This window comes from Metallosphaera cuprina Ar-4 (genome assembly GCF_000204925.1).
In the GTDB taxonomy this organism is placed as follows: Archaea; Thermoproteota; Thermoprotei_A; order Sulfolobales; family Sulfolobaceae; genus Metallosphaera; species Metallosphaera cuprina.
Genome location: NC_015435.1, coordinates 1,739,808 through 1,766,082, shown reverse-complemented (window position 1 = coordinate 1,766,082; position 26,275 = coordinate 1,739,808). Strand labels below are relative to the sequence as shown.

30 protein-coding genes and 4 tRNA genes are annotated in these 26,275 nt (G+C 37.6%); 22 read left to right on the top strand and 12 right to left on the bottom strand.

Annotated elements, in window-relative coordinates; translation table 11 throughout:
* Positions 1-6 precede the first annotated feature (6 nt).
* The 7 genes from secY to MCUP_RS09185 all read left to right on the top strand — a co-directional run bounded on the left by secY (position 7) and on the right by MCUP_RS09185 (position 5,031).
* Complete coding sequence (gene secY / locus MCUP_RS09220; RefSeq protein ID WP_013738544.1) at positions 7-1,398, top strand: preprotein translocase subunit SecY; 1,392 nt, start codon at positions 7-9, stop codon at positions 1,396-1,398.
* 1 nt (position 1,399) lies between these two features.
* Positions 1,400-1,984, top strand: a complete 585-nt coding sequence (locus MCUP_RS09215; protein ID WP_013738543.1) for an adenylate kinase — start codon at positions 1,400-1,402, stop codon at positions 1,982-1,984.
* Between the two features lie 473 nt (positions 1,985-2,457).
* Positions 2,458-2,685 (top strand): 50S ribosomal protein L34, encoded by a 228-nt coding sequence (locus MCUP_RS10250; RefSeq protein WP_048057653.1) that lies wholly within the window; start codon positions 2,458-2,460, stop codon positions 2,683-2,685.
* Complete coding sequence (cmk, locus tag MCUP_RS09200; RefSeq protein ID WP_013738541.1) at positions 2,682-3,212, top strand: (d)CMP kinase; 531 nt, start codon at positions 2,682-2,684, stop codon at positions 3,210-3,212. The genes MCUP_RS10250 and cmk overlap by 4 nt, the downstream gene beginning before the upstream one ends.
* A gap of 121 nt (positions 3,213-3,333) precedes the next feature.
* On the top strand, positions 3,334-3,570 hold the full coding sequence (cedA1, locus tag MCUP_RS09195) for a DNA import protein CedA1 (protein ID WP_013738540.1): 237 nt from the start codon (positions 3,334-3,336) through the stop codon (positions 3,568-3,570).
* Between the two features lie 9 nt (positions 3,571-3,579).
* Entirely contained in the window at positions 3,580-4,353 is a 774-nt protein-coding gene (gene cedA, locus MCUP_RS09190) for a DNA import protein CedA (protein ID WP_013738539.1), read from the top strand.
* Between the two features lie 267 nt (positions 4,354-4,620).
* Complete coding sequence (locus tag MCUP_RS09185; RefSeq protein WP_148230934.1) at positions 4,621-5,031, top strand: archease; 411 nt, start codon at positions 4,621-4,623, stop codon at positions 5,029-5,031.
* Positions 5,032-5,035: 4 nt separating this feature from the next.
* On the opposite strand, the gene MCUP_RS09180 is transcribed toward MCUP_RS09185, so the two are convergent.
* Positions 5,036-5,122, bottom strand: a tRNA-Phe gene (locus MCUP_RS09180).
* A gap of 125 nt (positions 5,123-5,247) precedes the next feature.
* Between MCUP_RS09180 and MCUP_RS09175 the strand changes: the two genes are divergently transcribed.
* Positions 5,248-5,652, top strand: coding sequence for a hypothetical protein (locus MCUP_RS09175; protein WP_013738536.1), 405 nt, complete (start codon positions 5,248-5,250; stop codon positions 5,650-5,652).
* A gap of 209 nt (positions 5,653-5,861) precedes the next feature.
* Positions 5,862-5,937: transfer RNA gene (locus MCUP_RS09170), tRNA-Gly, on the top strand.
* Between the two features lie 71 nt (positions 5,938-6,008).
* Here the strand turns inward: MCUP_RS09170 and MCUP_RS09165 are convergent.
* Positions 6,009-6,554 (bottom strand): hypothetical protein, encoded by a 546-nt coding sequence (locus MCUP_RS09165; RefSeq protein ID WP_048057652.1) that lies wholly within the window; start codon positions 6,552-6,554, stop codon positions 6,009-6,011.
* A gap of 126 nt (positions 6,555-6,680) precedes the next feature.
* On the opposite strand from MCUP_RS09165, the gene MCUP_RS09160 reads away from it, so the two are divergent.
* From MCUP_RS09160 to MCUP_RS09135, 6 genes are all read left to right on the top strand, one after another.
* The gene (locus MCUP_RS09160; RefSeq protein WP_013738534.1) at positions 6,681-7,574 is read left to right on the top strand and encodes a DUF1464 family protein; all 894 of its coding nucleotides are present in this window, start codon (positions 6,681-6,683) and stop codon (positions 7,572-7,574) included.
* On the top strand, positions 7,535-8,428 hold the full coding sequence (locus tag MCUP_RS09155) for a nucleotidyltransferase domain-containing protein (protein WP_048057651.1): 894 nt from the start codon (positions 7,535-7,537) through the stop codon (positions 8,426-8,428). Before MCUP_RS09160 ends, MCUP_RS09155 begins: the two co-directional genes overlap by 40 nt.
* Entirely contained in the window at positions 8,400-9,266 is an 867-nt protein-coding gene (locus tag MCUP_RS09150; protein ID WP_013738532.1) for a triphosphoribosyl-dephospho-CoA synthase, read from the top strand. Before MCUP_RS09155 ends, MCUP_RS09150 begins: the two co-directional genes overlap by 29 nt.
* The gene (locus tag MCUP_RS09145; RefSeq protein ID WP_237697993.1) at positions 9,229-9,699 is read left to right on the top strand and encodes a metallophosphoesterase family protein; all 471 of its coding nucleotides are present in this window, start codon (positions 9,229-9,231) and stop codon (positions 9,697-9,699) included. Before MCUP_RS09150 ends, MCUP_RS09145 begins: the two co-directional genes overlap by 38 nt.
* 95 nt (positions 9,700-9,794) lie before the next feature.
* Positions 9,795-10,451, top strand: coding sequence for a DUF5752 family protein (locus MCUP_RS09140; RefSeq protein ID WP_013738530.1), 657 nt, complete (start codon positions 9,795-9,797; stop codon positions 10,449-10,451).
* Positions 10,448-11,647, top strand: a complete 1,200-nt coding sequence (locus MCUP_RS09135; protein ID WP_013738529.1) for a glycosyltransferase — start codon at positions 10,448-10,450, stop codon at positions 11,645-11,647. Before MCUP_RS09140 ends, MCUP_RS09135 begins: the two co-directional genes overlap by 4 nt.
* A 32-nt stretch (positions 11,648-11,679) precedes the next feature.
* On the opposite strand, the gene MCUP_RS09130 is transcribed toward MCUP_RS09135, so the two are convergent.
* Positions 11,680-11,757 (bottom strand) — tRNA-His (locus tag MCUP_RS09130).
* A 17-nt stretch (positions 11,758-11,774) separates the two neighbouring features.
* Positions 11,775-13,004 (bottom strand): bifunctional phosphopantothenoylcysteine decarboxylase/phosphopantothenate--cysteine ligase CoaBC, encoded by a 1,230-nt coding sequence (gene coaBC, locus MCUP_RS09125; RefSeq protein ID WP_013738528.1) that lies wholly within the window; start codon positions 13,002-13,004, stop codon positions 11,775-11,777.
* Positions 13,005-13,052: 48 nt separating this feature from the next.
* Here coaBC and rimI point away from each other — a divergent pair, with 48 nt between their 5' ends.
* Complete coding sequence (gene rimI, locus MCUP_RS09120) at positions 13,053-13,553, top strand: ribosomal protein S18-alanine N-acetyltransferase (RefSeq protein ID WP_013738527.1); 501 nt, start codon at positions 13,053-13,055, stop codon at positions 13,551-13,553.
* Positions 13,554-13,692: 139 nt separating this feature from the next.
* Here the strand turns inward: rimI and MCUP_RS09115 are convergent.
* Positions 13,693-13,790: transfer RNA gene (locus MCUP_RS09115), tRNA-Met, on the bottom strand.
* A 388-nt stretch (positions 13,791-14,178) separates the two neighbouring features.
* Here MCUP_RS09115 and MCUP_RS09110 point away from each other — a divergent pair.
* Together MCUP_RS09110 and MCUP_RS09105 are read left to right on the top strand one after the other, a co-directional pair.
* Positions 14,179-15,711 (top strand): acetyl-CoA carboxylase biotin carboxylase subunit, encoded by a 1,533-nt coding sequence (locus MCUP_RS09110; RefSeq protein WP_013738526.1) that lies wholly within the window; start codon positions 14,179-14,181, stop codon positions 15,709-15,711.
* Complete coding sequence (locus tag MCUP_RS09105) at positions 15,708-16,211, top strand: biotin/lipoyl-containing protein (protein WP_013738525.1); 504 nt, start codon at positions 15,708-15,710, stop codon at positions 16,209-16,211. The genes MCUP_RS09110 and MCUP_RS09105 overlap by 4 nt, the downstream gene beginning before the upstream one ends.
* Positions 16,212-16,222: 11 nt before the next feature.
* Here the strand turns inward: MCUP_RS09105 and MCUP_RS09100 are convergent, their stop codons facing one another.
* Positions 16,223-17,209 (bottom strand): MBL fold metallo-hydrolase, encoded by a 987-nt coding sequence (locus MCUP_RS09100; RefSeq protein WP_013738524.1) that lies wholly within the window; start codon positions 17,207-17,209, stop codon positions 16,223-16,225.
* Between the two features lie 22 nt (positions 17,210-17,231).
* The gene (locus MCUP_RS09095) at positions 17,232-19,028 is read right to left on the bottom strand and encodes an ATP-dependent DNA ligase (protein ID WP_013738523.1); all 1,797 of its coding nucleotides are present in this window, start codon (positions 19,026-19,028) and stop codon (positions 17,232-17,234) included.
* A 140-nt stretch (positions 19,029-19,168) separates the two neighbouring features.
* Here MCUP_RS09095 and dcd point away from each other — a divergent pair, with 140 nt between their 5' ends.
* The gene (gene dcd, locus MCUP_RS09090) at positions 19,169-19,699 is read left to right on the top strand and encodes a dCTP deaminase (protein ID WP_013738522.1); all 531 of its coding nucleotides are present in this window, start codon (positions 19,169-19,171) and stop codon (positions 19,697-19,699) included.
* On the opposite strand, the gene MCUP_RS09085 is transcribed toward dcd, so the two are convergent.
* The 4 genes from MCUP_RS09085 to MCUP_RS09070 all read right to left on the bottom strand — a co-directional run bounded on the left by MCUP_RS09085 (position 19,696) and on the right by MCUP_RS09070 (position 22,302).
* Positions 19,696-20,346 carry a hypothetical protein gene (locus MCUP_RS09085; protein ID WP_013738521.1) on the bottom strand — a complete coding sequence of 217 codons (651 nt, stop codon included), beginning with the start codon at positions 20,344-20,346 and terminating at the stop codon, positions 19,696-19,698. The genes dcd and MCUP_RS09085 overlap by 4 nt on opposite strands.
* A gap of 55 nt (positions 20,347-20,401) precedes the next feature.
* Positions 20,402-21,091: a protein disulfide oxidoreductase gene (gene pdo / locus MCUP_RS09080; protein ID WP_013738520.1), complete on the bottom strand. Its 690-nt coding sequence runs from the start codon at positions 21,089-21,091 to the stop codon at positions 20,402-20,404.
* Positions 21,092-21,200: 109 nt separating this feature from the next.
* The gene (locus MCUP_RS09075; RefSeq protein ID WP_048057649.1) at positions 21,201-21,866 is read right to left on the bottom strand and encodes a TIGR00296 family protein; all 666 of its coding nucleotides are present in this window, start codon (positions 21,864-21,866) and stop codon (positions 21,201-21,203) included.
* On the bottom strand, positions 21,802-22,302 hold the full coding sequence (locus MCUP_RS09070) for a Mut7-C RNAse domain-containing protein (protein WP_013738518.1): 501 nt from the start codon (positions 22,300-22,302) through the stop codon (positions 21,802-21,804). Before MCUP_RS09070 ends, MCUP_RS09075 begins: the two co-directional genes overlap by 65 nt.
* Positions 22,303-22,574: 272 nt before the next feature.
* Between MCUP_RS09070 and MCUP_RS09060 the strand changes: the two genes are divergently transcribed.
* The 3 genes from MCUP_RS09060 (at position 22,575) to MCUP_RS09050 (ending at position 25,477) form a co-directional block, all read left to right on the top strand.
* Complete coding sequence (locus MCUP_RS09060) at positions 22,575-24,356, top strand: Rqc2 family fibronectin-binding protein (protein ID WP_052296645.1); 1,782 nt, start codon at positions 22,575-22,577, stop codon at positions 24,354-24,356.
* A gap of 61 nt (positions 24,357-24,417) precedes the next feature.
* Entirely contained in the window at positions 24,418-24,690 is a 273-nt protein-coding gene (locus MCUP_RS09055) for a hypothetical protein (protein WP_013738515.1), read from the top strand.
* Entirely contained in the window at positions 24,680-25,477 is a 798-nt protein-coding gene (locus tag MCUP_RS09050; RefSeq protein WP_048057647.1) for a carbohydrate kinase family protein, read from the top strand. Before MCUP_RS09055 ends, MCUP_RS09050 begins: the two co-directional genes overlap by 11 nt.
* Here the strand turns inward: MCUP_RS09050 and MCUP_RS09045 are convergent.
* On the bottom strand, positions 25,437-26,267 hold the full coding sequence (locus tag MCUP_RS09045; protein WP_237697992.1) for a hypothetical protein: 831 nt from the start codon (positions 26,265-26,267) through the stop codon (positions 25,437-25,439). The two genes, MCUP_RS09050 and MCUP_RS09045, sit on opposite strands and share 41 nt — an antisense overlap.
* Between the last annotated feature and the right edge of the window lie 8 nt (positions 26,268-26,275).

Sequence of the window (26,275 nt, the reverse complement as noted above, 5' to 3'; positions counted from 1 at the left end):
TAATGTATGTCACTTACTGACGCTCTATCTAAGTTAGGTCAAGTGTTACCTGCGGTAAAGAAGCCTGTAGACAAGCCTACTTTAAATCAAAAATTGCTTTGGTCCATAGTAGGCGTTGTGGTTTATTTACTGATGTCATCTGTGCCCTTATATGGAATTCAAACCTCAGCTCTAAGCAATTTCTTGTTAGAGCAGGTTATATTCGCGTCTACAGCAGGTACATTGGCTCAGTTAGGTATAGGCCCTATAATAACGGCTGGGCTCATTATGCAAATATTAGTCGGTTCAAAGCTTCTGAACTTAAATTTGAACGATGAAGAAGATAAGGCTAAGTTCACCGAGGCACAAAAAGGTCTCGCGTTCCTCTTTATTCTGTTGGAGTCTTTCTTGTTTGGATTTGCTCTGTCCAGGTCCTCTAGCGTATTTAATTTCAATCTGGCCTTAATTGTAGCTGGTCAATTAATAGCGGCGACGTATTTCATTCTACTTCTAGACGAACTGATCCAGAAGGGTTGGGGTCTAGGATCTGGAGTCAGCCTATTTATTTTGGCTGGTACTATGAAAATAATATTCTGGTACATGTTTGGTATTGTAAATGTACAGTCTCAAAATCTACCTGTAGGGTTTTTCCCATCTCTCGTCACTACTATCGTAACTCACGGAAACTTACTTGAATTAATCGTTAACACGACCAAACCATTTCAGCCTGATTTGGTCGGACTCGTTACAACTATCAGTCTTATCTTCCTGATTATATACTTAACATCAATAAATGTACAGATTCCTATAACTTCACAAAAGTTAAGAGGAATAAGAAGAACCATACCTTTGAATTTCCTTTACGTTAGCAGTATACCTGTCATATTTGTGAGCGTCTTAGGAGCTGATATAGAACTGTTCTCTTCTATGGCGTCTTATATTTCGACATCTGCCAGTAATGTATTAAATACTATACAATCTGCCTTTATTTTCCCTCCACCTAGCTCTACAATACCTCATAGCGTTTATGCAGTAGTACTGGACCCTCTAGGAGCTGTGATATATTCGATAGTGTTTATAGTCCTGGGTATATTATTTGGGATTGTCTGGGTTGAGGTTTCAGGTTTGGATCCAGCTACGCAGGCTCAAAACCTGGTTGATGCAGGCATTGAAATTCCTGGTATGAGAAGCAATCCGAAAATGATAGAGGCTGTACTAGCAAAGTACATCTATCCGTTAGCTTTCTTTAGTTCGCTAATTGTTAGCGTAATAGCAGTAGGTGCGACGTTATTAGGAGTGTATGGTACGGGTGTGGGAATATTGTTAGCCGTGTCCATAGCAATGCAGTATTACAGTCTTTTGGCCTACGAAAGATCTATAGAGATGTATCCACTATTAAAGAGATTGATAGGTGAATGATTTGAAACTGGGTATCGTTACTGGAATACCTGGGGTCGGTAAAACCACTGTATTAAATACTATAAAAGAAATTTTATATAAAGAAAACATAAAATTTTTAATAATGAATTATGGAGATTATATGCTAAAAACTGCAATTGAAATGAAATATGTAAAGAATAGGGATGAGATGAGGAAGCTACCATTAAACATTCAGAGGGAGTTACAGTTAGAGGCCGCAAAGAATATTCATAAGGACGCCTCTTCTCTAAGCGAAGGTCTGTCATTCTTAGATACGCATGCAGTAATCAGAACACCGGGTGGATATTTACCAGGTCTTCCCAAACATATAATAGAAATTTTACAGCCGCAAGTCATATTCCTGATTGAGAGCGAGCCAGAGCTAATATTGAAAAGGCAGGAAGCTGATAAAACCAGAGCTAGGTCAGACTATTCAGATCCTAATGTAATTAAAGAGACAATGGATTTCGCTAGATTAGCTGCAATGTCCTCAGCTGTATTGGTAGGTGCATCAGTGAAAGTTATAAAGAACATTGAAGGAGATCCCTCTATTGCGGCTACACAGATAATAAGATCATTGATGTGAAATGCAAATTCAGTTATTGGAAATTTTTTTATTGTCTATGCTTCTTAATGTTGTTGTATATTTTATTTACAAACTCTTTATATACAAGAGAGTTGTTAAGTACGCCAATACGTTAGAAGAGCTTAATCAGAGGATAAACAAACTAACGTCAAAGAGGAGGGATAAGGTATATAAAAGGTTATATAAAGATATAAAGAAATATAATAATAACCTGTACCTCTTTTCAATGCTCCAGTCTTTTATATTGCTAGGATTGTACCTTGTAGGTCTTGTTTTAATTTTCTCTTTTAATTTCGCGGTATATTTACCGTATCATATTCCAGTATTAACTATTCAAGTATCAAATAAATATGAAGCGCTTGAGGGACCTATACTATTCTATATACTATCTTTTCTCCTATTTACTCCATTATCTCTAAGAAGGCCCAAAGCAAATTTAAGCTGAGTAAAGTAAGATTGCTCAGGTGCGTCTCATGAAACCTTTTCAGAGGACTGGATCAATAAGGAAGATATATAGAAGGGTCCCCTCCGGGAAAAGCAAGATATTAGTAAAGAGGGAAAGACGGAATAAATCTAACTGTGCATTATGCAAGAGACCTCTGAGAGGTGATCTGAGATCGGTGCAAAGGATCTATGGGGGTTATTTGTGTCATATATGTCTGAAAAATTTAATTAAAATGTCAATGAGAGGAAATTCATGATCATAGTAGTGAGCGGCCCGTCGGGGAGCGGAAAGACCACAATAGCTAGATCTATCTCTGCCAAATATGGTTTTAAATTTGTATCAGGAGGTTCAATTTTCAGAGAGAAGGCAAACTTAAAAGGTGTAGATATTTTACAGTTTAACAAAGAAGCCGAAAAAGATTTCTACATAGATAAAGTGATTGATAAGGAGATCCTAAGACAAGCAAATGAAGATAACGTAGTCATAGAGTCCCATATAGCTGGCTGGATACTGGTGAATAAATCATCCGTAAGTATTTACCTGTGGGCCCCGCTAGAAGAGAGGGCAAGAAGAATATCTAAGAGAGATGGAATAACTTATCAAGACGCTTTACTGAGTATAATTAAAAGGGAACAAAGTCATTATTACAGGTTTTGGAAATATTATGGGATAGATATACAAGATACGTCCTTATACGATTTGGTTATAAATACATCGAAACTCACTCAAGAGGGAGTACTTCAATTAATTGATATTTTTTTAAATTTATATCAAAAGAGATAATTTTATAATAAATTAAAATATAATACGAGTTGTAATTTAAAAGGCATGATTATACAATCATTCTAATGAATTTCGGATAACCCTCTGTACTTCATTTAGCTCTATCAAATTTGAGGATGGAATGTCAGGAGTAGAGTCGTTTGTACAACAACTAACCACACAAGTAACTGAGATCGCTTGGAGCGTTTTCATATTGGCCTGGGCCATAGGATGGGCTCTTAGGGGTTCTCCAATACCTATATTTAAGATAAAAAGAACAGGTCAAGATTTCATAGAGGATGCAATAATGGCTGCATTCTGGTTGGCTTTAGGGACGACAGTATTTACACTCATTTCTTATTTCGCAGGACAGTTCTAGGTGTATTACATGGACGTATTTGAGCTCCTGGGAATTTCTGAAGATTTAGCCGGTTTAACGTATTTTATTGGAACGTTAATAATGGCTCTACCAGTACCTATACAAGGGTTGAAGAAGTGGGGACCAAAGTTAATAACTGACGGGATTTACTCATCGATTTTGGTTAATCTTTATGAAACCTTTCTTTCATTGTTAGTCCAGATTGGAAATGTTTTAGGAACAAATTGGAATAATTTCTTCAATTGGGTTTATCAATTATTGGCTAACGAGCTAACAGTCTATACTGTTATAAGGAGTTATTACGCAGCACTCACCTCTGTTCCTTACTCTTCCATAAATCCTATGGTGGGCCCAATAAGTATGCTACTCTCTATAGTATCAGGTTTTATGAGCGTGACTGGTACTTTAATAGTGATTTCAGAGCTAATTTATAATTATGTTGGATTAATAATAGTCATTGGAATATTATTAATGTCTATGCCGTTTAGAATAGGTAGATCTTTTGGTGGCTCAATGATTGGTTTTGGCATGGTCTTTTATATCGGTTTACCCTTATTACCGTCGTTTCTATCAGATTTTAATGCAAACATACTTCAGTCGATTTCGGTTCAATCCAACTATTCTTTTTCTGTAATAGTTACTCAGATTATCCCAATTTATATCGAAGGAACTGTATTAATGCCTCTAGCATATCTTGGCATGTTGGCCTCTTTATCTCTAGGAGTTGGATATGCAATATCAGGAATGTCGTCTAGATTGCCCATACCTTTAGATTTCCTTTAGGTCGATAGCATATGAAAGCCAAAGTTATAATATCTTTAATGGTAATATATACATCTGTTGTCACATACATAGATACAAAAAATGTTATAATATTTTTAGTTTCTATTTTTATAGCAATGCTTATTTTGCTATCAGATAAGATTATTTCTGCCCTTGCGGATTAGTTTGTTTTTTCTCTTTCTTTACCTCTTTATTCATAAAAATGGTAGTCTTCTGTCTTCCACCCATTTTGATCTAAAACGTTAAAGAGTATAACATAATAAGTTTATTATGGGTTTTGAGTTCTTTGATCACACAGCAGATATAGGGATACATGCTTGGGGGGACACTCTTGAAGAAGCGTTTGTAAACTCAGCTCTAGCTGTGTTTGAAGTCATGACCGACACTTCCAAAATTCAACCTATCATCTCAATAGACATAGAACTAGACGGTTATGACTTAGAGAATCTACTTTATAAGTGGATAGAGTCTCTCCTCTATTACTATGACACTGAGATACTAGTTTTTAGCAAATTTCATGTGGAAATAAAAAATCTTCATCTTAAAGCTAAAGCGTTTGGAGAAAAGTTCGACGGGAGAAGACACGAGAGTAGAACAGTAGTGAAGGCCATGACATATCATGAAATGTCCATAAAGTTTGGTAAAAGAGTTGATATAACTTTTGTAGTCGATATATAACTTATGCCGCCGCGGGGACTTGAACCCCGGACAACCCGGTGTCTAAACTAAGTCTTCAGCCGGGTGCTCTCCCGGGCTGAGCTACGGCGGCAGTAAATGATTAGCTTGCCTAAACTTAAAACTTTCGTTATCCACTAAAGCTGTAGGGGTCCGGCGACACCCTAGGAGTACCCTTATTAGGGGGTCTGTGAATTAGGGTCTCCAGGGACCCCAACAATGAACGTTTTACTACTGAGCGGGAACAGGGTGGACAGAGTCATAATAGACGCGTTTAAAGAAGGGCTTGAATCGAGTGGCGCTAATACTCTTATGATGACTGAAATAGTTCATATAGGACTCTCAACTTACAACTGGGAAACTAACGCATTTATAGCTGAAATAATGCTTAAAGAGTTGGAGGAAAGAATAAAACAATTTCCTGGTGATCTAATTATAATTTTATTTTATCCAGAAATTGAATTTCAAGGTAAAAACATAGAATGTATAAAAAAGGGAAGATTATTACTAGTATCTCTTGAAAACATGAGAAAGAGGACTTCGCTTAAGGATTACCTTGAGCATGTAAAGTCTAGTGCTGCAAGTGTGTTAAGCACTCCAAACTTTTGTACAGAACTAAATTGAAGACAATCTAACAAAACCTATCTTTATGTCATGACGGAAAATAATTAAGAAATATCTACTTATAAAGACGGATAGCTTATATAAATAAATCTCTATTTATATCTGTTTAAACTATCATAGTTCAATTCTTATATAGAGAAATAAATGACCTAAATAGTCCAGGAAATGTTTTTAAGCCTGGAGGAATTTCATGAAATTAGACATTGAATGCGGCCGTAGTCCAGCCTGGATTAGGACGCTGGCCTCCCAAGCCAGAGATCCCGGGTTCAAATCCCGGCGGTCGCATTTTCTGAATAATATATAATATCTCCGAGAAATAATTTTCTAACTATTTTAGAATTACAATGATATTAGACTTAGGAAGGGCTATCCTCAATCTTAAGCCCTATTATGCCTCTATCATGGATTACGGAGCCCTTAATTCCAGTTGTTTCTAACATGCCTTCTAACATCTCCTTTAGGTTTTCCAGAATTTTATCGGAAATTAAAGCCGGCGAAATGACCCTTATATAATTGCCATCCTCCTTAACGTATCCAATAACTTGGAGCATAGATTTGCACATTCTCAAAAAACTCTCTTTCTCTTGTTTGAAACTCTCCCTCGAGATAACGCCTAGTCGTCTCCCCAAGTCTCTCCAGTCTCCGTTTTGATTGATAACTGAGAATGGAGCTATTGATATTATCCCTTTATAATTTTGAGCTACCTTACCTAAAACAATCATGAGTTCTTTTAAATCGTCTATTGGTACACCATTTTCTTCTATATCTAAAGCGTTTCTGACTATGTAGTTTGTGTAATCGTAAAGTGTCATCCCTTTCTTATCGGCCAATTCTTGGAGTTTCCTGTGTACATTAGCATCCATAAAACATGGACGTCTTGAAGAAACTCTCCTCTCTGGCATAGCTTAATTAGTATACATATGTATAAAAACATTTTAGATCAGTGGCTGCCCGCTTCTTTCATCGATATCAAGGTTAACTAATTCATCACAAAACTCCTAATAGGGTGTAAGGTTAGATACATTTTAATGATTTTTGCTGGAGTAGATCCAGGATCAAAGACTTATGGTGTTGCTTTCGTTGATGAAATGGGGAGATTAGTTAAATATGAGGAATTTTTAACAGAGTTAGTAGAGAAAGATGCCTACGTTATTGTTAACTATATGCTTAGATATAAACCCGTGCTCATATCCTTACCCTCAGGACATGGGTTACCTTTCATAAGAGCTAGAAATATAGGAGAATTCGAGATTTTTCTAATGACGTTGTCTCTTTCTAAAAGAGGGCCTCTTCACGAGTTTCTACGTGCTTCATATAAGACTAACGGAATTACGATACCTTCTGTAATAGAACTCAATACCGTACCATTGTACAGGAAGAAGAATACGATAGACTTAGGTACAGCCGATAAGGTGGCATCAGCCTTCTTCTATAGAACCCTCTTTGATAGTTTTGTACTCGTTGAAGCGGGTTCCAAGTTTCTCTCGGCGTTAGTCGTAATTAACGGGATAATCGTAGATGGTCTAGGAAGCTCAATCATACCTGGCTCTTCTGGTTTCGTTGATGGTGAGGCTGCATACTTAATCTCTCAATATAAACCTTTAACCAAGTCACTTATATACTGTGGAGGAGAGTTTGAGAGGGCCATTGAAATTGTAGAGATGTTTTCGGGTTATTACTCTAAAATCTATAACATTCCAATAATAGTTTCTGGCAAAAGGAAACATGATGTAAAATTTGGTTTAAAGTTCGATTTTAGATTTAAAGAAGCAGCCGTTGGAGCCGCATATATAGCGTCTGCTATAAGTGGGAACAGATATAAAGAGTATAGTGATATGCTTAATAGCTCTGGGACTCCTGTTGATTATCTGAGCGTAAAGGGATGGGACGAAATTATTTCCTGGATAAAGATGCAGTTATAGATAAAGAGGATAGGATAGGGTTTATACTAACTAATGAAAACCCCCCTGGGTATCTGTTTGGATACTATAAATATATTTATACTGGAGAGGGGATGTGGAAAGGTTATACTAGGATCCTTAAGTATTATGGAGTTCATAACTTAATGACATCACCTCAGACTTTCCTAATAGAACCGTGTTACGGTGTGGAATTCCCAGTCATTTATCGTTCTCGAATCAAATCTCATCTGATTCCAGAAGAAGGATTGAGAAAATTATTAAACAATGAAAGAAAGTCTATTTTTACAGATACGCTATTCTCTTTGGCCGGTAAGATTTCTATAACAAGACTTGGCGTTACTGGTTCGCTTTTACTTGGTATTGAGCATAAAAAGTCCGATCTGGACCTAGTTATCTACGGATGCAAAGAAGCAGAGGATTTCCTCTCAGAATTTAACGGCTTTGAGAAAGATTTAGATTGGATTAGAGAAACTTCTAGTAATTATTCTTTAGAACTAGGCAGTGTGAACACGCTATACGATGTTAGAACAAGAGGAGTGTATCGAGGAATAAGATACTCTTTTCTCTTTGTAGACGATAAACCGGCCAAATATTGTGAGGATGTCTGCAAACCTTTGGGTGTAGTCGATGTGATAGGAGAAATTAAAGGAGATTGTAGGGCCCTCTTTTATCCTAGCGTAGCCGAGCTGTATTCAAAAGAGTACTATCAGATAGTGTCCTGGGAAGGAATATATTCAATGGTTTTGTATAAGGGCGGTAGAGCAAAAATAAGGGGATTGGAATTAGAATGCTTAAATGGTAAAAAGATTCTTATTGGGGACAGAAATGTTAAAGGATATATACAATTATTGTAATGAAGTTGGCCTGAGGCTCTCCCTTGCATCCGTATTGGAATCCTCAATACCAAAGCCAGGTAACGCCAGCCCTCTTCAGGACATTGAGACTGTGAGTTATAAGAGCTTGGTGATTTCTGCACTAAAATTGTTACCGAAATATAGAGAGGCTTGCATTAGAGGATATTATCATAAGCTCCCTATCATGGATTTACTATATCAAGCGGTAGATTCATCTTTCTCACTTCTTGGCACATCTCTTCTCCTCCTCCCCTTAGCATATTCGTCGTCTCTTTCTTTAGATATTAACTCTTTATTGAGCAGAGCTTCGCAACTTATTACTGTAATGAATGAGAGAGATTGGTATTGGTTTAGTAAATCCTTATCCCTAATTTCTCCTAGTTATTTGGGTAGGGCAGAAAAAATGGATTATCGTAAGGAGAACCTAAATATGTGGGAGGTTCTTCAGTGGTCTGCAACTTTTGATTCTATATCTAGAGAGATGATTAAAGGCTATCCACTCACTATGAAGGTATTTGATATGATAAGTCGCAACGTTTGTGGCTCTTTCTATAAGTCCGTTCAGGGAGCATTCGTCCATCTACTCTCTATAGAGCCAGATAGTCTTATCTCAAGAAAATGGGGTCATAGGACTGCATTGGAAGTGTCAAAGATAGCATCAGAGATTTCAATCTGTCCATCCGATAATGAATTAGACGCGTTTAACAAGTTCTTGTTAAGTAAAAAGCTAAATCCTGGGTCTACCGCAGATATAATAGCGGCTGGAATAGGTGTGTATGAAATATATGAGCTCTTTGTTAATGGTATCAAACCTCCCATGCAAAGAAGATGTAATTGAAAGGATAAATGAAATGAGAATGCAGGTAGTAGGCTTAGGGGATGTTGAATGTCCTCAGCACATTATTAACTTTAAGGGGATATTAGGGGAGATGGAAGGTATAACGGCTAGAAAGTATTTAGAAACGAATAACTTAATTATAACAAAGCTTTTAGATTTATCAAGTGATTTTTCTACTCCCTTTGTAATAGTTCACGAGCCGCCATACGGAGTGGGGACAGGTAAGATTTTGAACGTTAATGTGGGTTCAAGATTAACCAGATCACGGATACTGGCCTATAGACCTAAGGTAGTGTTTCATGGGCATTCCGAAGTTCAACGAGAAGTTTATTTTAATGAAACAAAGGTTATATCAATAGGATCAGGCTTTTTGGGACAATTTGTAATATATCAGGGGGAAGGAAAATATATTTATATTAACTTGAATGATTAGTCATTTTGATCTAAAAAGAAGTATTATTCTAATATTTATCATATTTTATAAAATTATTTTAACGTTTATATTGCGGTTTGTCAATATCCTAATCTATGACAAAGATCTCTGATAACAAAGCTAGGAACAGGTTTGAGTTTTATGCAGCTTATTATCCCCAAATATATGCAGGGAAGAAAGCATATACAGTAGACGAATTAATTGAAGGTATCAAAAACGTTGACGGTTTCTCTATATTTTATCACGTGTTTCATCCAGTTTTTTCTAGTCATGCAATTCCCTTAGATGTCCATAACGACTTCGCTTTCTGGATAAGGGAGCAGCTTCACGACGAGTCTTTAGCATATAAGGTTTCGGATGTAGAGGGCGGAGAGCCTAGAACTGTTGAACAAGTAAGAGACGACATTCTAAAAATATTAGAAACTTCTACTAATAAAGTTAGAGCGGAGAAACCTTTTCATTTTATTACATGTAGACCTGTTATATTTAATACAATGAAGGTTGCGAGCTCTATTGATGAATTTATTGATGTACTCTCTAGTATCACAATGAGATCTATTGTATACCATTTCGTCTTCAGGAGAGTTATGGGATACGCTCCAAGGAACGATTTTTCATTATGGCTACAGCAAGAGTTCAATGCGGCTGAGCTAGCTGATGCTCTATCTAAGATAGACCCGCAGACTTATACAAACGAAGAGTCATTAAGAAAAGATATACTAATAAAAATCAGTAAGGTGATCTATTCATGATTGAAAAATATGCAGAGATAATAGGCGAAAATGAGTTAGATGCGTTATTTAAGATAAGTGAGAAGTTAAAAGGAGTGTCTGTTCTCCACGTTAATTCGACGCAAAAAGGTGGTGGTGTTGCTGAAATACTCAATAAATTGGTTCCAATAATGAATGAACTAGGAATAAAAACTGACTGGAAGGTTATACGAGGAGATAATGAGTTCTTTTCTGTAACTAAGAGCTTTCATAACGCTCTACAAAACGGAAAAGGTAACCTAGATAATGACAATTTTGCCATTTATAAAAAATGGCAAGAAATAAATTCTACAGAAGTTCCACTGGATTATGACGTGATATTCGTTCATGACCCGCAACCTGCTGGATTGGTTGAGAAGAAAGGAAAGCAGAAATGGATCTGGAGGTGTCATATAGATATTTCTAACCCTTACCCTCCAGTCTGGGACTTCCTAAAGAATTATATTCAAAAATACGATTCCATGATAGTCTCTTCCCCAGTATTTGGCAGAAGCGACATCAACGTACCGCAGTTTGTTGTACCACCTGCAATAGATCCGCTAAGCGTTAAAAATAGGGAGATATCAAGCTTTACTATAGAGAGAATATTAAGGAAGTTCGATGTAGACCCAGGGAGACCTCTAATTACTCAAATCAGCAGATTTGACAGAGCGAAGGATCCTCAAGGGGTGATAACGGCTTTTAAGGGACTTAAGAAACATATAGATGCCCAGCTGGTCTACTTAGGGAGTCCAGCTTCAGATGATCCAGAAGGAGAAATCGTGTATGAAGAAACATTAAAGGCAGCAGAGGGAGTAAAAGATGTCCATCTTCTACTCCTTCCACCAGATAGTGATTTAGAAGTTAACGCATTTCAGAGAGGAGCTAGCGTAGTTATGCAAAAATCCATCAAGGAAGGATTTGGCCTCACCGTCAGCGAGGCTATGTGGAAAGGGAAGGCTGTAATAGGAGGCAATACAGGAGGTATACCTCTACAAATACTTCATGGATACACAGGATATCTCGTTAATACCCCTGAGGAAGCCACTCATTATCTGATATATTTGCTTAGAAACGACGAAATACGTGAAAGAATAGGAAGACTAGCTAAAGAGCACGTTAGGAATAACTTTCTTATAACGAGAGAGTTAAGAGACTACCTTATGGTAATATTACTTACCATGGGTAAATCTGGCTAATTATTCATATAACAACTGAAGTTTGTCTATAGTGGGGCTCAGGCCGGGATTTGAACCCGGGACCACTGGGTCCACAGCCCAGCGCTCTAACCGAGCTGAGCTACCTGAGCCATGGATGTAGCAACTTCTATAATAAGTTCTTATTTTTAAGCTCTTCCTTGATAGTATCAATGATGTAACGAGCTACTATAGTTTTCTGTTCCTTACCAATCTTCCTTATAGTATTATCTCCTATTATTATTACTTCATTATATTCTGATGAAAACCCTATGTCTCGTCTTGCTACGTTATTTGCTATTATTACGTTAAAGCCATGTCTCTCCTTTTTTATTCTGGCTTTCTCTATTAACTCGTCATCATTATCTGCGGTTTCGGCCGAGAATCCAACTAGAAATGCCTTACCTCTAATTACAGAGGAGATTTTGACAGTCTTCTCTAGTTCTACCTTAGGAACTTCTGTGTGACTATCTATCTTTTTCGATTTAGTGTCCTTGAATTTAAAATCAGCAGGCGCAGCAGCCATGATAACTATTTTATAACCTTTCTCAACTAGTGATAAAACTGAATTTGACATCTGTTCAGTTGTTTCAACTGGTATTGATTTTTTTACAAAATTCTTAGTATTGCCACTTAGGGGACCGTGAACTAGATAAACGTCAGCTCCCCTAAAGTAAGCCTCGTTTGCTAAGCTCACGCCCATTTTACCACTACTAGGATTGCTTATGAATCTAACAGGATCCATATACTCCCTGGTGGGCCCAGCCGTAACTATCATTCTTAACCCTTTTAGATCTTTTCCTCTTAGAAGTTGAACCTCAAAATCTGATACAATGAGGTCTAGGTCTGGATAATGAGCTAGATCGCCTACTACATCCGGTTCTATTACATTTACTGACATCTCTTTCAGCCTGTTTATTGCTCTATTTACTTGAGGCGACACATACATAGGCAGGTGCATTGCTGGGACTACAGCTATTGGCTTTCCGTAACCCATGAAATTCAGTGCGGTGGAAATTATAGGATTATCTGCTATTCCCTCGGCAAGCTTAACCAAGGTGTTAGCGGTAGCCGGTGCTATTAGGAACCCATCATTTTCCTCAGCTAAGCTTACATGTTCAAGTTCCCCACTAAGTCCTATAGTGACTTGATTACCTGTAGCCCACTTTAGCATCTCTGATGAGATCAGCTTCACAGCTTCCTGGCTCATAATTACCTTCACATCGGCTCCTTTTCTCATAAGTGTTCTTGCCAGATCTATAGATTTGTAGAGTGACACACTTCCTGTCAAACCAAGTAAGATAGATTTACCTGACAATTCATTACTTAACGTTCCTACAATCTTCTTAGAAGGATGCATCAGATATCTTCACGCAGTTATATATTCCTCAATTATAAAGCATAATACATGGTCGAGTTTATCGAGGAAAAGAGGGAATATACCATAAGAAACGCTAGAGCCGATGATATAGACTCAATTATCAGAATTAATAGACTAGCTTTACCTGAGAATTATCCCTATTATTTCTTTGTCGAGCACGTTAGAGATTGGGGGGAAGCATTTTTCGTAGCAGTTGTTGATAGCGAGATAGTTGGTTATATAATGCCTAGAATAGAAACTGGTTTTAGTAATTTGAGATCATTCATTCCGCTAGTTAAGAAAGGCCATGTTGTGTCTATAGCTGTGTTAGAGGAGTTCAGGAGGAGAGGAATAGGCAAAAGGTTGCTCCTATCTTCTATGGAAAAGATGAAAGAGATATATGGAGCAGAAGAAGTGTACCTTGAAGTAAGAGTAAGCAATATACCGGCCATTTCACTTTATGAAAAACTAGGTTACAAGAAGGTCAAGCTTCTCAAGCATTACTATGCTGATGGAGAGGATGCCTATCTGATGGCTACATCACTTTGATAACGTCTTAACGCTTTTAGCCATAATCTCAACGGAGCTAAATATTTTTAAGATTTAACAGTTCGCATTAAGTTAAGATCCAAGCCTGGCTAAATAATTCATTAATAATTACTCTGTAAAATAGTGGAGGTAGGGGGAGTAGCGGCGCCTGGACTTGAACCAGGGACCTCAGGGTTTCTCAAGGATAAATTTTACCCCTTATGAGCCCTGCGGCCTACCAGGCTGGCCTACGCCGCTGATTTACCCTACCGAGATTAGGTTATAGATGTTATACTTTTAAATCTTTCCAGATAGTAGATACGAATGAGCTTCAGATGATGAGAAGAGGGTAGAAGGATCAATGAATTGCGCTGGAAATGCTGAGTCAAAAATCGTTACACGTCTAACCTGATTTATGGTACTAAATTAGTTTTAGACTCTATTATCCAAAAACTAACGTTCTTACTAAAGTATTTATAAAGAAGGAGATTTTATACTAAATATAATTTGGACGTTTTCTCACATACCATAAAGCGAGCTTGGATCGTTTTAAGGTTAGAATAATCATTGAAATAATTAAAACATAGTGGTATAAATATAAAGATAAAAACTTTTTAAACTGTACAAGTAATTTATGTTGATCTTTATGCCACCATTTAGTAGAGTACTTGTCTCCAATAGGGGCGAAATAGCTGTAAGAGTAATGAAAGCGATAAAGGAAATGGGAATGACCGCGATAGCTGTATATTCTGAGGCTGATAAATATGCACTCCATGTAAAATATGCGGACGAAGCTTATTATATTGGTCCGTCTCCGGCACTGGAAAGTTACCTGAACATACCACGTATTATAGACGCGGCAGAGAAGGCTCATGCTGACGCTATCCATCCAGGATACGGTTTCTTATCCGAAAATGCAGATTTTGTAGAGGCAGTAGAAAAGGCCGGAATTACGTACATAGGTCCTTCAGCAGACGTTATGAGAAAGATAAAAGACAAATTAGATGGAAAGAGAATAGCTGTTCAGGCAGGAGTTCCTATTGCCCCTGGCTCAGATGGTCCAGTGAGCTCTATAGACGAGGCATTGAAATTGGCAGAAAGGATAGGTTATCCGATAATGGTTAAGGCGGCAAGTGGAGGAGGAGGTGTAGGGATAACTAAAATAGATTCTCCAGATCAATTAATCGATGCATGGGAAAGAAATAAAAGATTGGCAACGCAGGCCTTTGGAAAGTCTGACCTTTATATTGAAAAAGCTGCAGTTAATCCAAGACATATAGAGTTTCAGCTAATAGGAGATAAGTATGGTAACTACGTAGTAGCATGGGAAAGGGAGTGTACAATCCAGAGAAGAAATCAGAAATTGATAGAGGAAGCCCCATCACCTGCCATTACAATGGAAGAAAGGTCAAAGATGTTCGAGCCTATAATGAAATATGGCCATATACTTAATTATTTTACATTAGGTACATTCGAAACAGTGTTTTCTGACGCTACTAGGGAATTCTATTTCCTAGAGCTAAACAAAAGATTACAGGTCGAGCATCCCACAACGGAGCTAATATTCAGAATGGACCTAGTTAAGCTCCAGATAAGACTGGCTGCTGGAGAACATCTTCCATTTACACAGGAAGAGTTAAACAAGAGAGCTAGAGGCGCTTCAATAGAATTCAGAATCAACGCAGAGGATCCTTTGAACGATTTTAGTGGAAGCTCTGGGTACATAACGTACTATAAGGAACCCTCTGGTCCAGGAGTTAGGACGGACAGCGGTGTAGTTGAAGGGAGCTGGGTACCACCTTTTTATGACTCATTAATTTCAAAACTAATAGTTTACGGCGAGAACAGACCTTATGCGATACAAACCGCAATAAGGGCTTTAGACGATTATAAGATAGGGGGAGTTAAAACCACTATCTCTTTATACAAGCTGATAATGAGGGATCCGGACTTTCAGGAGGGTAAGTTTAGTACTGCTTACATATCACAGAAAATGAATTCGTTAACTAAGAAACTTAGAACAGAGGAGGAGATGTTAGCCTCCATTGCCGTAGTTTTACAAAGTAGAGGCATGTTAAGAAAGAGGGCTCCTGTAAGTCAGGTACAGACGAAGTCTGAATCGGGCTGGAAAAGTTACGGACTGATCATGCAGAGCTCCCCTAGGGTGATGTGGAGATGAAGCTTTACAGAGTACACTCAGAGGTCGGAGATACATTCATCATAGCTCAGGACCAGGGCCAGAACAAAGATAAGGTTAAGACTGAGAATAATGAGTTTGAGATCGAGTACGTTGGACAGGGAAGGAGAGAGGGAGAAATAATTCTAAGGGTTAATGGAGAAGAACATAGGGCGGTAATAGATAATGGATGGATTGTTCTCGACAACGCCAAGATATTTAGAGCCGAAAGGATAACAGAGCTTCCTACGCAAGAGGGACAATCTCTTGAAGAAATGATAAAGGGTAAGGAAGGGGAGGTTGCATCACCTTTGCAAGGGAGAGTAGTACAGATAAGAGTAAAGGAGGGTGATGCGGTAAACAAGGGACAACCTCTTCTCTCAATAGAAGCGATGAAGTCCGAAACTGTGATATCGGCACCTATTAGCGGGATTGTGGAGAAGATACTCGTTAAGTCCGGACAAGGAGTTAAGAAGGGAGACATCCTGATAGTAATTAAATAACCTAGAACTTTTTAATCCGGAAGACTTATTGATCTCCTTTTTAATAATAAATTGATGTATTTCGCTAGTTCTCTAGAATATCCTCTTCTTCCTCCTTCTGTAATCACAAATCTGGCCTTGGAATTGTCAACGTAGTAAATAAGGTCCTCAAAGTCAGCGTGATCACTAAACGCTATACCGTAAGAGCTCTTGTCAATTCGCCTTATTGGAGTTTCAAACTCCCAACCGGATAATAGGAAGTTTGTAAACTTTGATATTCTTTTCTTAAATTGATTGAAATGAAGGAACTCAATGTACCAATTGTCTTTTATGATTCCCTGTTCTTTAGCCTGCTCTACTGAAAAAACGTCGTCTATTCTCATACCGTTAGATATCGCAACCTGAGTAATTTCCATGATTTTTCCATCGACCACAAAGGGTGCGATTATCCCATGCTCTCTAAGCCTTTTCATTATTTCTTGGATCTTGCCATGATATCCATATATTCTAACTGGTAGTTTAGTTAGAGCCTCGTTTATATAATCTGCCGTTAATTGTTCAACTTCATCCTTAAACTTCCTAGTGAACTCAGGCTTGCCATATGTAGACTCTATGATAAGAATATCAGGATCTAATATAGGTGTACCTTTTCCTGGGTTCTTAAAATCTCCAGTGTAAGCTATGGTTTCTCCGTTAAGTGTAGTGACTTCGACCTGAGCCGATCCAAAAACGTGATCTGACGGGTGCAACGTTAGTTTTTCCGACTCTATATTGATAGTTACGTTATAACCTAATTCTAATCTCTTATTTTTAGGTATAGTATAACCTAGGGTGTTTAGAACATCCAACGTGGGTTTGGTTGCGATTATCCACGAACACTCGGTCACGCTCCTATTAAGCTGAATAATATGATCGGAGTGAAAGTGCGTTACTACCCTAAAGGCTCTCTTCCAATGTCCATCCACTGTAAAGTTTTCTCCGAGTAGGATTGCCCCATTCCTTTCTACGCTTGCCCTCATTCACAAAAGTATTCTCAAGGTACTAGATATTTTCATCTACTGGTTTATCCTCGATCTTTTTGAGCTGTCTAGAATACATCTCCATGATTTCTTGGTTTGTCGTCGCATCCTCAGGGCTCTTATCATCTCTCCATCTTACGAACCTAGGAAATCTTATGGATAGGCCAGCCTTATCGTTCTTGCAGCATGTATGCAACGGTGAGATGGTTATTTCTGCTCCAATTATCTCAGCCACAATGGCAGGAGATACCCAAACGTCTGGAGACATATTGGAGATGACCCTGGGATGTTTTTCGTCTCTTTTCAGTTGTTCTATCTTTTTCTGTAATTCATCAAGTTCTTGATCACTAAATCCAGATGCTACCTTACATACTGTCTCGAATACGTCTTTCTCGGGATTGTACGCGGCCATTAGTAAAGAACTAAATTTCCCCCCTCTCTTCCCTTTTCCATAGAAAGCTCCCACAACAACTAGGTCAACAGTATCGGCCATCTCGCTCTGATAATCTCTTTTTAATTTAATCCATAGCCATCCCCTAGATCCAGCCTTATATACGGAATCAGGTGAAACGGACTTTATCATTACTCCTTCAGCTCCATCGGCTACGGCTTGATAAAAGTACTCCTTTAACTTATTCACATCATTCACCATAATGTGAGAAGCTATTCGGACCTTATCATTCTCTTTAATTATTGATTCTAAGGCAGCCCTTCTATCTAGGAGAGGCCTTGTTGTGTAATCTTGTCCGTTTAATAACATTAAATCGAAGAGGAAGAGACTAACTGGATACTCATTTATGGCTTGATAGATATCATTTTTCCTTCTACGATGCATGAGCTCCTGAAAAGGTCTCATCTCTCCACTCTCCGGGTCTATAGGTACTATTTCACCTTCTATGATGAAATTATCTCCATTTATGAATTTTTTCACATAATCCACTACATCTATGTATTGGTTAGTTATATTTTCCATTCTCCTAGAGAATATATATATATCCTCACCTTTCTTATGAATTTGTGCTCTTTCTCCGTCATATTTATAGTCGACCAAAGCGTTTCCATTCACCTTCTCCATGATCTCTGCCGGATCAGCTAGCCTTTCTGCCAGCATGGGTCTTATTGGTATTCCAGGCGTCGGAGATATAGTTTTTAGTTTCTCTATCCCGTAAGCGTCTATAATCTTAGCTATCTCCCCTAGGTCAGCTCTCAAATTATAGGCTCTCTCTACTATTGGTCTATATTCAGTAGACCCTCCAAAAGTTATAGCTAGGGCATCTAGGACTGTAGCATCGCCTATTCCAAGCCTAAGTCTTCCCTCTACGAATCTAACAAGGTATTTAGCCTCCAAAGGAGTGGCCTTACGTAGGATTCCAGCGAAAGTCCTTATTTTAACGTCTCTACTCCCTTCTCCGGAGCTGGTAGCTATTTTGACTAAGTCCTCATAAACCTCCTCCACTTCTAGTTCGGAATCATGTGTTGTATTGTTAATAAATGATAATATGTTACTAGACTTTGATTCGTTTTTTAAGGTATAGGCAACTTCTCCTAAATCTCCTATTCTTTTGTAGATTTTCTCAATTTCTTCCTCTTTTTTGCTAAATGCCATAGCAATTGATTTAATCAGGAACTTTTCACCCATGCCTATTTCTGGCATTCCTGCAAAGTCCGGCCAGAGTCTACCCTGAATGATGTAGACGACCTTACTTATTGTGTTCTTGTCTGTGTTCTTGAAGAGATCGGACAACAGAGATGTCAGCTGAATTCTAGAAGATATTTTCTCCAATTTGTCAAAATATTCAGCGATAAGCTTAAACTTCATATAACAATATTTAACAATGAAGTTAAAATAGCATTTGTAGTGATGATTCAATAAGACTGATCGATGAAGTGTCAGAGTTACGCTGAGATAGATGAGGAGCCGTATAGTTTATAACATCACTAAGATGAAGTTCCTCTAAAATGATTCTTGGCGATCGTGATCTTAGGTATTACTTAGAAAAAGGATGGATAAAAGTAGAACCTCTACTAGAGGATAGCGTGAGAGAGAACGGAATAGACATGAGAGTGGGGGAAGAGATTGCAAGGTTCAAGAACACCAATAAAGTTTTCGAAGAGGGTATGGATACAAACGATTTCTTCATAAAGGAACATGGAATAGAGTTCGTCATACATCCAAACGAACATGTCTTGATGGTTACAGAGGAGTACATTAAATTACCTCAGGACATTATGGCGTTTGTAAATATTCGATCTAGCTTCGCAAGGTTAGGTCTATTGGTACCTCCAACTATTGTAGATGCTGGATTCGAGGGACAATTGACAATAGAGATAATGGGTTCCGGCTTTCCAGTGAAGTTGAGAAAAGGATCAAGATTTTTACATCTAATTTTTGCGAAGACTCTTACGCCCGTCGAAAAACCTTATAAAGGAAAGTATCAGGGTCAAAGAGGTGTAACAGTTCCTAGATTTAATAACAATAAATTAAGTTAGGCCATTTTCCAGTGTTTATCTTTGCTATCAAAATAAATACCACCAGCTTTTCTCAACCTTTGAAACAATTCATATTCTTGGTTAGACAGGTATCTCTGCGCTTCCTTTTCATCTGATGTAGGTATCTGAGCTAATTTAGATACAAAACTTTGATAGAAAGAAGGATCAAAGGCGATCCTCTCTTCCGCTGCATATATTATTTTTGCCCCTTGAGACTCAAGTTTTTCAAAGAAGGCATCCGGATTTTTCAAGCTAGTTAGTTTGCTCTCATACATTACCCCCTGTTCTTTCAAATAGTCTATTGCACTTCTCTTAGGTTCTTGAATAGGCCTTCTTTCATCTTTTCTTTCTCTTCTTGATTCCTGCTCATGGACGTTCTTATTTACATTGGCGGCTTCCTTTGAAATAGTTAATTCTATAGAATCTACTCTCTCTGCTAACTCCCCTAATTTCTTTTTTACGTTCAGTAATTCTACTGTAATGGGATTTAACGCTTCATTGATTGATGACTCGTTTGTGTTTCTAACACTCTGACCAAATAGTTTATATTTGACGTATTCAGATATGAGGACAAATCCTTTTTCCCTAGCTTCTTCCTCAATTTTCTTGAACTCTTCATCTGTTAATTTGATAATAAGATTCTTCATCTTAAGGAATATATTATTTTCCGAAAGATAAAAGTCTAATCGTAAAAAAGGGAATCTATGATTGTTTTTCGAGCAATGTGTTAAGGAAGTTTTCCTCCTGTGGTACTCCTATGAACTCTACAGATTCATTAATCGCAACAGTGGGCACGGACATTACTTGATATTTCTCTGCTATGTCTGGATTCTCGTAGGACTCTACGACGTCAGACACTACATTGCACTTGCTAATCTTACAAGCTTCGTATGCGACCATATGTGATAAAAGTGCAGCATAAGGACAGTATGGACATGAAGGAGTTACCATAACTTCAACCTTTATATGGCCGTTTAGTTTCTCCTTAATCGTACTAATAGTCTCAGGGCTTAGACCGCTCTCTCCTTGAGAAAGCCTAACTATAGTCTCCACAAGAGCCCTTATCTCCTCTCCGAGTGGGGCTCCTGTCCATCTAATCTTACCCTCCAAGAAAGCGACCGTTGGAACTCTTGATACTCCATATTTAGCCGCCGTTTCTCTCTCCCTAGCCAAATCGTAGACTTTTATATTCAGTAGACTTTCTCCATTTTTGTTTTTAGGAGCAGCTTGTTTTACAAAATCCATGAACTTCACAGTTACGTCACAATACTGGCAGTTAGAATTGCTAGAATCAATGAATACCATACCTTCAACGCTGTTTCTCATATCCTTTAAAGCGTCTTGAAGGGCATTTTTGACATCTTCTGTAAACAGTTCAGCATATTCTTCCATCTTTATCACTCTTCATATCTAGTTTACTGGGAAATAAAAGTTTATCATAAAGGTTAGAAATTGAGGACTTTTAGTATAGAATAAATCTAATTTAGTGAGTAAAGCAACTTCATGATTTTGGCAGATATTTACATTTGACCTCAGAGGGTTTCACTATTTCAACTCCTCTTCCAGGAGACGTCTCTCTTATAATTAAACCCTGGAACCTTTTTATGCTGACTGACTTATCAAGCCAGCAGTCAGGCATGAGACCAGCCTTTATGCATGTTTCGGCTAGAAACGTTTCTGATTCCCAGCAATATTCAACAGGAACTTGAGGTAATAGGAGCCCAGCATGCGTTATTCCCTTCTCTATGATTAATCCGTCAGTCCCTATTGATATCATTGAAGGTATCTCTTCCCTTTTTAAGGCATTAATAGGTTCAGGCTTAGTAAGAATGGTTATTTCTATTAATATTTTGTCCATCTCGCTTTCAGACAAAGGGTCAAATCTAGGATCCGAAAAAGCTGCAGCTATAGCTGCCCTTGATACTACCTCCTTAATGGGAGCTACTGCTTCGATATAACCAATACAACCCCTTAATTCATAGTTTCCTCCAACGTCAGTTTCAAGGGTTACAAACGCTATCCCATATTTATCTAGTATAGGATCGTTAACGTCTAAGTTCTCGATTTGATTAATTCTTTTCAATTTATGTTCTATTGATCGTCTAGCTATTCTCAATAACTTCGTTCCTTTTTCCCTGTTTACCTCCTCTATCTTTAGTAATTCCATATGTATCTTTCATAGATCTTGCCCTTATAAGGATCTCAGTGATAGTTTCCCAGTGCTTCCCTTTCCAATATTCCTTTTTACACTTAGTGCATCTCCAACGATTTTTATCCAGTTTCTCAAGCACTCCGTTACACTCAGAACACCTAGATGAGTCAGGGTTAACCTCAAGGACAATTCCATATTTTTTTGAGAGAAGAAACAGTACTTTTTCGATTTCATCATCAGGTAAAACTACGAAGCAATCAATGGATGATTTTTCTGCCTTTTTGCACAGAGCTCTGTCACGGGTGAGGATAATTCTGTTTTCATTCTTAGCTATCTTTATTATTTTCCAGTCTTCTGAATCCTTAAAGTAGAGAGTGTCATAACCTAATATCCTTAGCCACCTTGCTAATTTTCCCAACATAGCATCTGCTATGAACTTCCTATAAGACATAGAGTTTAGACTATTATATTGTATGTTAAGATCAGTATTAAAAACCATGCAATAATGAAAGTCATGGCTCCTTTAGTATAGGAAACTCTCTTGAATCCCATCTTGAATTTGTAGGCAGCTACGAATAAGGTTACGATATAACATAGGATTAGGCTAGTCAAAGTAATAATTACATCAGGTATAAACGCGGTTATAAATCCTAGTATACTACCTGCTATTCCTCGTACGATTAATAATTTATCTTCTACATCCATAGAAACATCTTAGGAGAAATGTCTTTAAAGTTGACAAGAAAACAGACCATGAGTTATATAGACTTACTTGCGTGGTTGGTTGAGAACAGAACGAAACTAGAAGGTTGTAGAATAGACAATATTTTTTCTACAAATTTGAACGGTATATATTTATTCTCTATTCATTGTATAAATAATGATTTACAGCTTTTAATTGAGCCTGGAAAAAGAATTCATTTTACTCAATTTAATAGAGAAAAAACTCTAGATTCTAAATCTAAATCTTTAAGAGAGTTGGTAAGAGGTAAAGTAATAAAGAAAGCAGAGATAGTAAACAGAGAAAGAATTGTTAAAATGTGTCTTGATACTGAATATATATACATAGAGTTACTTCCTAAAGGAACTCTTATTATTACTGATCAAGATAACAAAATAAAATTTTCCCTTGAAAGAAGAGAGTTTAAAGATAGAACGATAAGGCCTGGAGAGATCTATAAGTTGCCTACACCTGTCTCAATATCCGCCGAGGAAGAGAAGGAGTTGCTTAAGAAAGGTTCAATCTCAAAGATACTAGGCGTGCCACAGGACTTACTTAATATTCTTTCGATACGAGTTAATACTTTAGAAGATCTGAAAGAGGCGAGAGAGAAAATAACGAAACTTATAGGTGAGATACAAAATGGCAAGATTGAACCTTGCGTTAGCCCGGAAAGCGGAACTTGGCCCATATTTTTTGAGGGATGCGTAAAAAAATCTAGCTATAATGAAGCTTTAGACGAATATTTCACTAACCTTGAAAAACATGAAATAGCTGGGTCAGTAGATCAAAGCGAAATTAAGAAATTAGAAGTTACAATATCTAAACTCTACGAAATACTAAATCAGACTAAACAAGAGGCTGATCTGAACAGAGTTAAAGGGAGGCTAATAATGGAGAATTATCCCTATGTGGAGACTATGATGTCTAACGGTCCTAGTGAAATTGAGATAAACGGAGTCAAGATAGAAATAGACCCATCTAAATCTATTGCAAAAAACGCTGCTTTATATTTCGATAAAGCGAAGGAGCTGGAGGAAAAGATTAAGAAGACCGAAGAGACTATAGTTGAGTTAGAGAGAAAAAAACAAGATTTGCTATCAAAAACTAAAGAGGAGATAGAAAGTAGCAAGGTTCTAATAAGGAAAAGAGAATGGTTTGAAAAATATCACTGGACCATAACTAAAAATGGGTACATTGTTATAGCTGGGAGAGACATAGATCAGAACGAAAGCCTAGTAAAAAAGTTCCTAGGGGACGATGACATATTTCTTCACGCTGACATCCAGGGAGCCCCTGCAACAGTAATCAAGAGTCCCAATTCGATTAGCGACGAGGACTTATTGGATGCTGCGACCTTAGCCGCCTCTTACTCTAAGGCCTGGAAATTAGGACTGGGTTCGATTGATGTGTTCTGGGTATACGGTAAGCAGGTATCTAAATCGCCTCCATCAGGTGAGTATCTACCCAAAGGATCATTCATGATCTATGGTAAGAAAAACTTCATTAAAAATGTAAAACTCGAGTTAACTGTAGGTATTAATACGAAGGAGGGTTTCAGAATCGAGGTAGGATCGTTTAACACTATATCCTCAAGATGTGATGTGTACGTATCGTTAGAACCTGGAGATTCTGATGTTGAAAAGATTGGGGAACGAATTAGTAGGATCTTTTCAAGACAAATGGGTGAAAGTGGAATAAAAGGTCTAAGGGACGAGATAATTAAAGTAATACCTGGAAAATCTAAAATTAAACGTACTAGCGAACATTTAGATCCTAATTAAATTTCTCAAAAGGATAACGTTTCATGTAACTTAAAGAACTCAGAGATTAATTAGAGTATAAATGTCAAGCAGATGGGTCCCAAAGTGGGAGATTCAGAAGATCGAGATCAATAACAGAGAGGAGAGCATATGCTATGACACTGAAACTAAGCTTTACGCTTGTCCAAAATGTGGACCTGAGTGTCTAAAGGGTGGAATTCCCAGGTCCAGCTCATATTTCTTTAATAAAGACGATTTGATAAATCATTTCTTAGCTCATAAATATTTAATATGGGAAAAGAAAAAGCCGAAAGAGATAGAAGAGGAGGAGGAAGAAGAGGAAGATGAAGAGTAGAGTAGTAATAGCGGGTGCAATAACTGTTGATGAGATTTTGAATAAAAACCAACTAATTGAAAGACCAGGAGGATCCCCCATATATTCTGGGCTAGGAGTTGCTACAGCAGGAGGGTTAGCGGGAGCTTACATCACTATAGGTGAGGATTTTAGATTTGAACTACCTAGTTACCTAACATACGTGGAGAAAGTTTCTTTCAGCAAAACAATGAGATTTACGCTTATCATTGAGGACCACAGAAGGAAGCTCATTCTTAGGTTCAAGAACGGTCCACTTATTGTGGAAGAGGAAAAGTTTAACAAGTGGGATGGTGTCATATTGAACCCAGTTTGCAATGAAATACCAATGTCAACGAAATTTTACAAGATACCTGTTGCAGTAGACATCCAGGGCTTTATTAGGAATTGTGAAGAAGGTAGAGAAATATCCTATTCAAAAAAGTTTGAATTAGAAATGAATTCGGACATATCTATTTTCCATGCAAACAAGGAAGAACTGGTTCAAAGTGATATTTCAGTTCAGCGCTTAATGGATAAGGGGTTTAAGGAGATTTTGATCTCAGATGATTTTAACGGTTTCACTTTATATGTAAAAGATGGTCAAAGTCTAAAATTAAGACCGTCTGTTAAGGGTAATAATGAAGTCGGAAATGGAGATTTCTTATTGGCAAGTTACTTTACTTTGAGGCTTAACGGTGAAGATCCGATTTCTGCGTCGAAAATGGCGCTAAAGCTTTCAGACGAGTTTAGCATTCTAGGGCTGAACGTATTGCCTCGTTTAAGCTAAGGTTCGCCCACGACCCTAATCTACCGCATTCCTTAAGGAAGTTAGGACGTTGATAATTTTTTTCACCTGAGAGAATACATTCATTAATATACTTCGTTCTTATAGAGAGTATATCATCTTGAGAAATGATTTTTGATCTCTTCAAATCTTGGACAACTCTCTCACTATCAGGTAATTGTTTTTTGCTATGGAAGCTATATACATAATATAAAGGGGAATTTTCTACATTAATAATATGGGAGAATGTAATCTCAGATTTTCCGTTTATTTGAATGTCCCAGTCAGTTATTCTGTTCTTTAATAGAATCTGAATAATTAGACACCCATAATAGTCTAATTTCTCTTCTATCCCTAAAGTCTTATTTAAGCGACGTCTTGAACCAGTATTAATAAGTTCCTTAAAACTATACACCCCTCTATTTGTAAATAATTTATCATTTACAATCTTTATCGGATATCCTCTTACAATCTTTATTTTACCTTTAATTTTTTCAAATAGTTCTGGAAAATTTCTAACTACTAGAAGCTTGCTAGGCATCAGCCACCTAGGAAAGCTAGAACAAGTGTTACAGATCTTAGATGGCAGATGTTCGTTCTCTATAATCTGTATTTTTGCGCTCAGTTCCTCAATTTGAGCTTGAGGAAAAACTTCTATGATCTCTTTTTCTCGTTCTATTATGGGAGGTAGGATCGTAAATTCTAAGCCACCTATTTTATCAGTAGAATAGAGACCTCCAATCTCGGTCTGCTCTTCAACTACTACAGCCTCTCTGTTCAGTGCTGCTATCAATCCTGTTA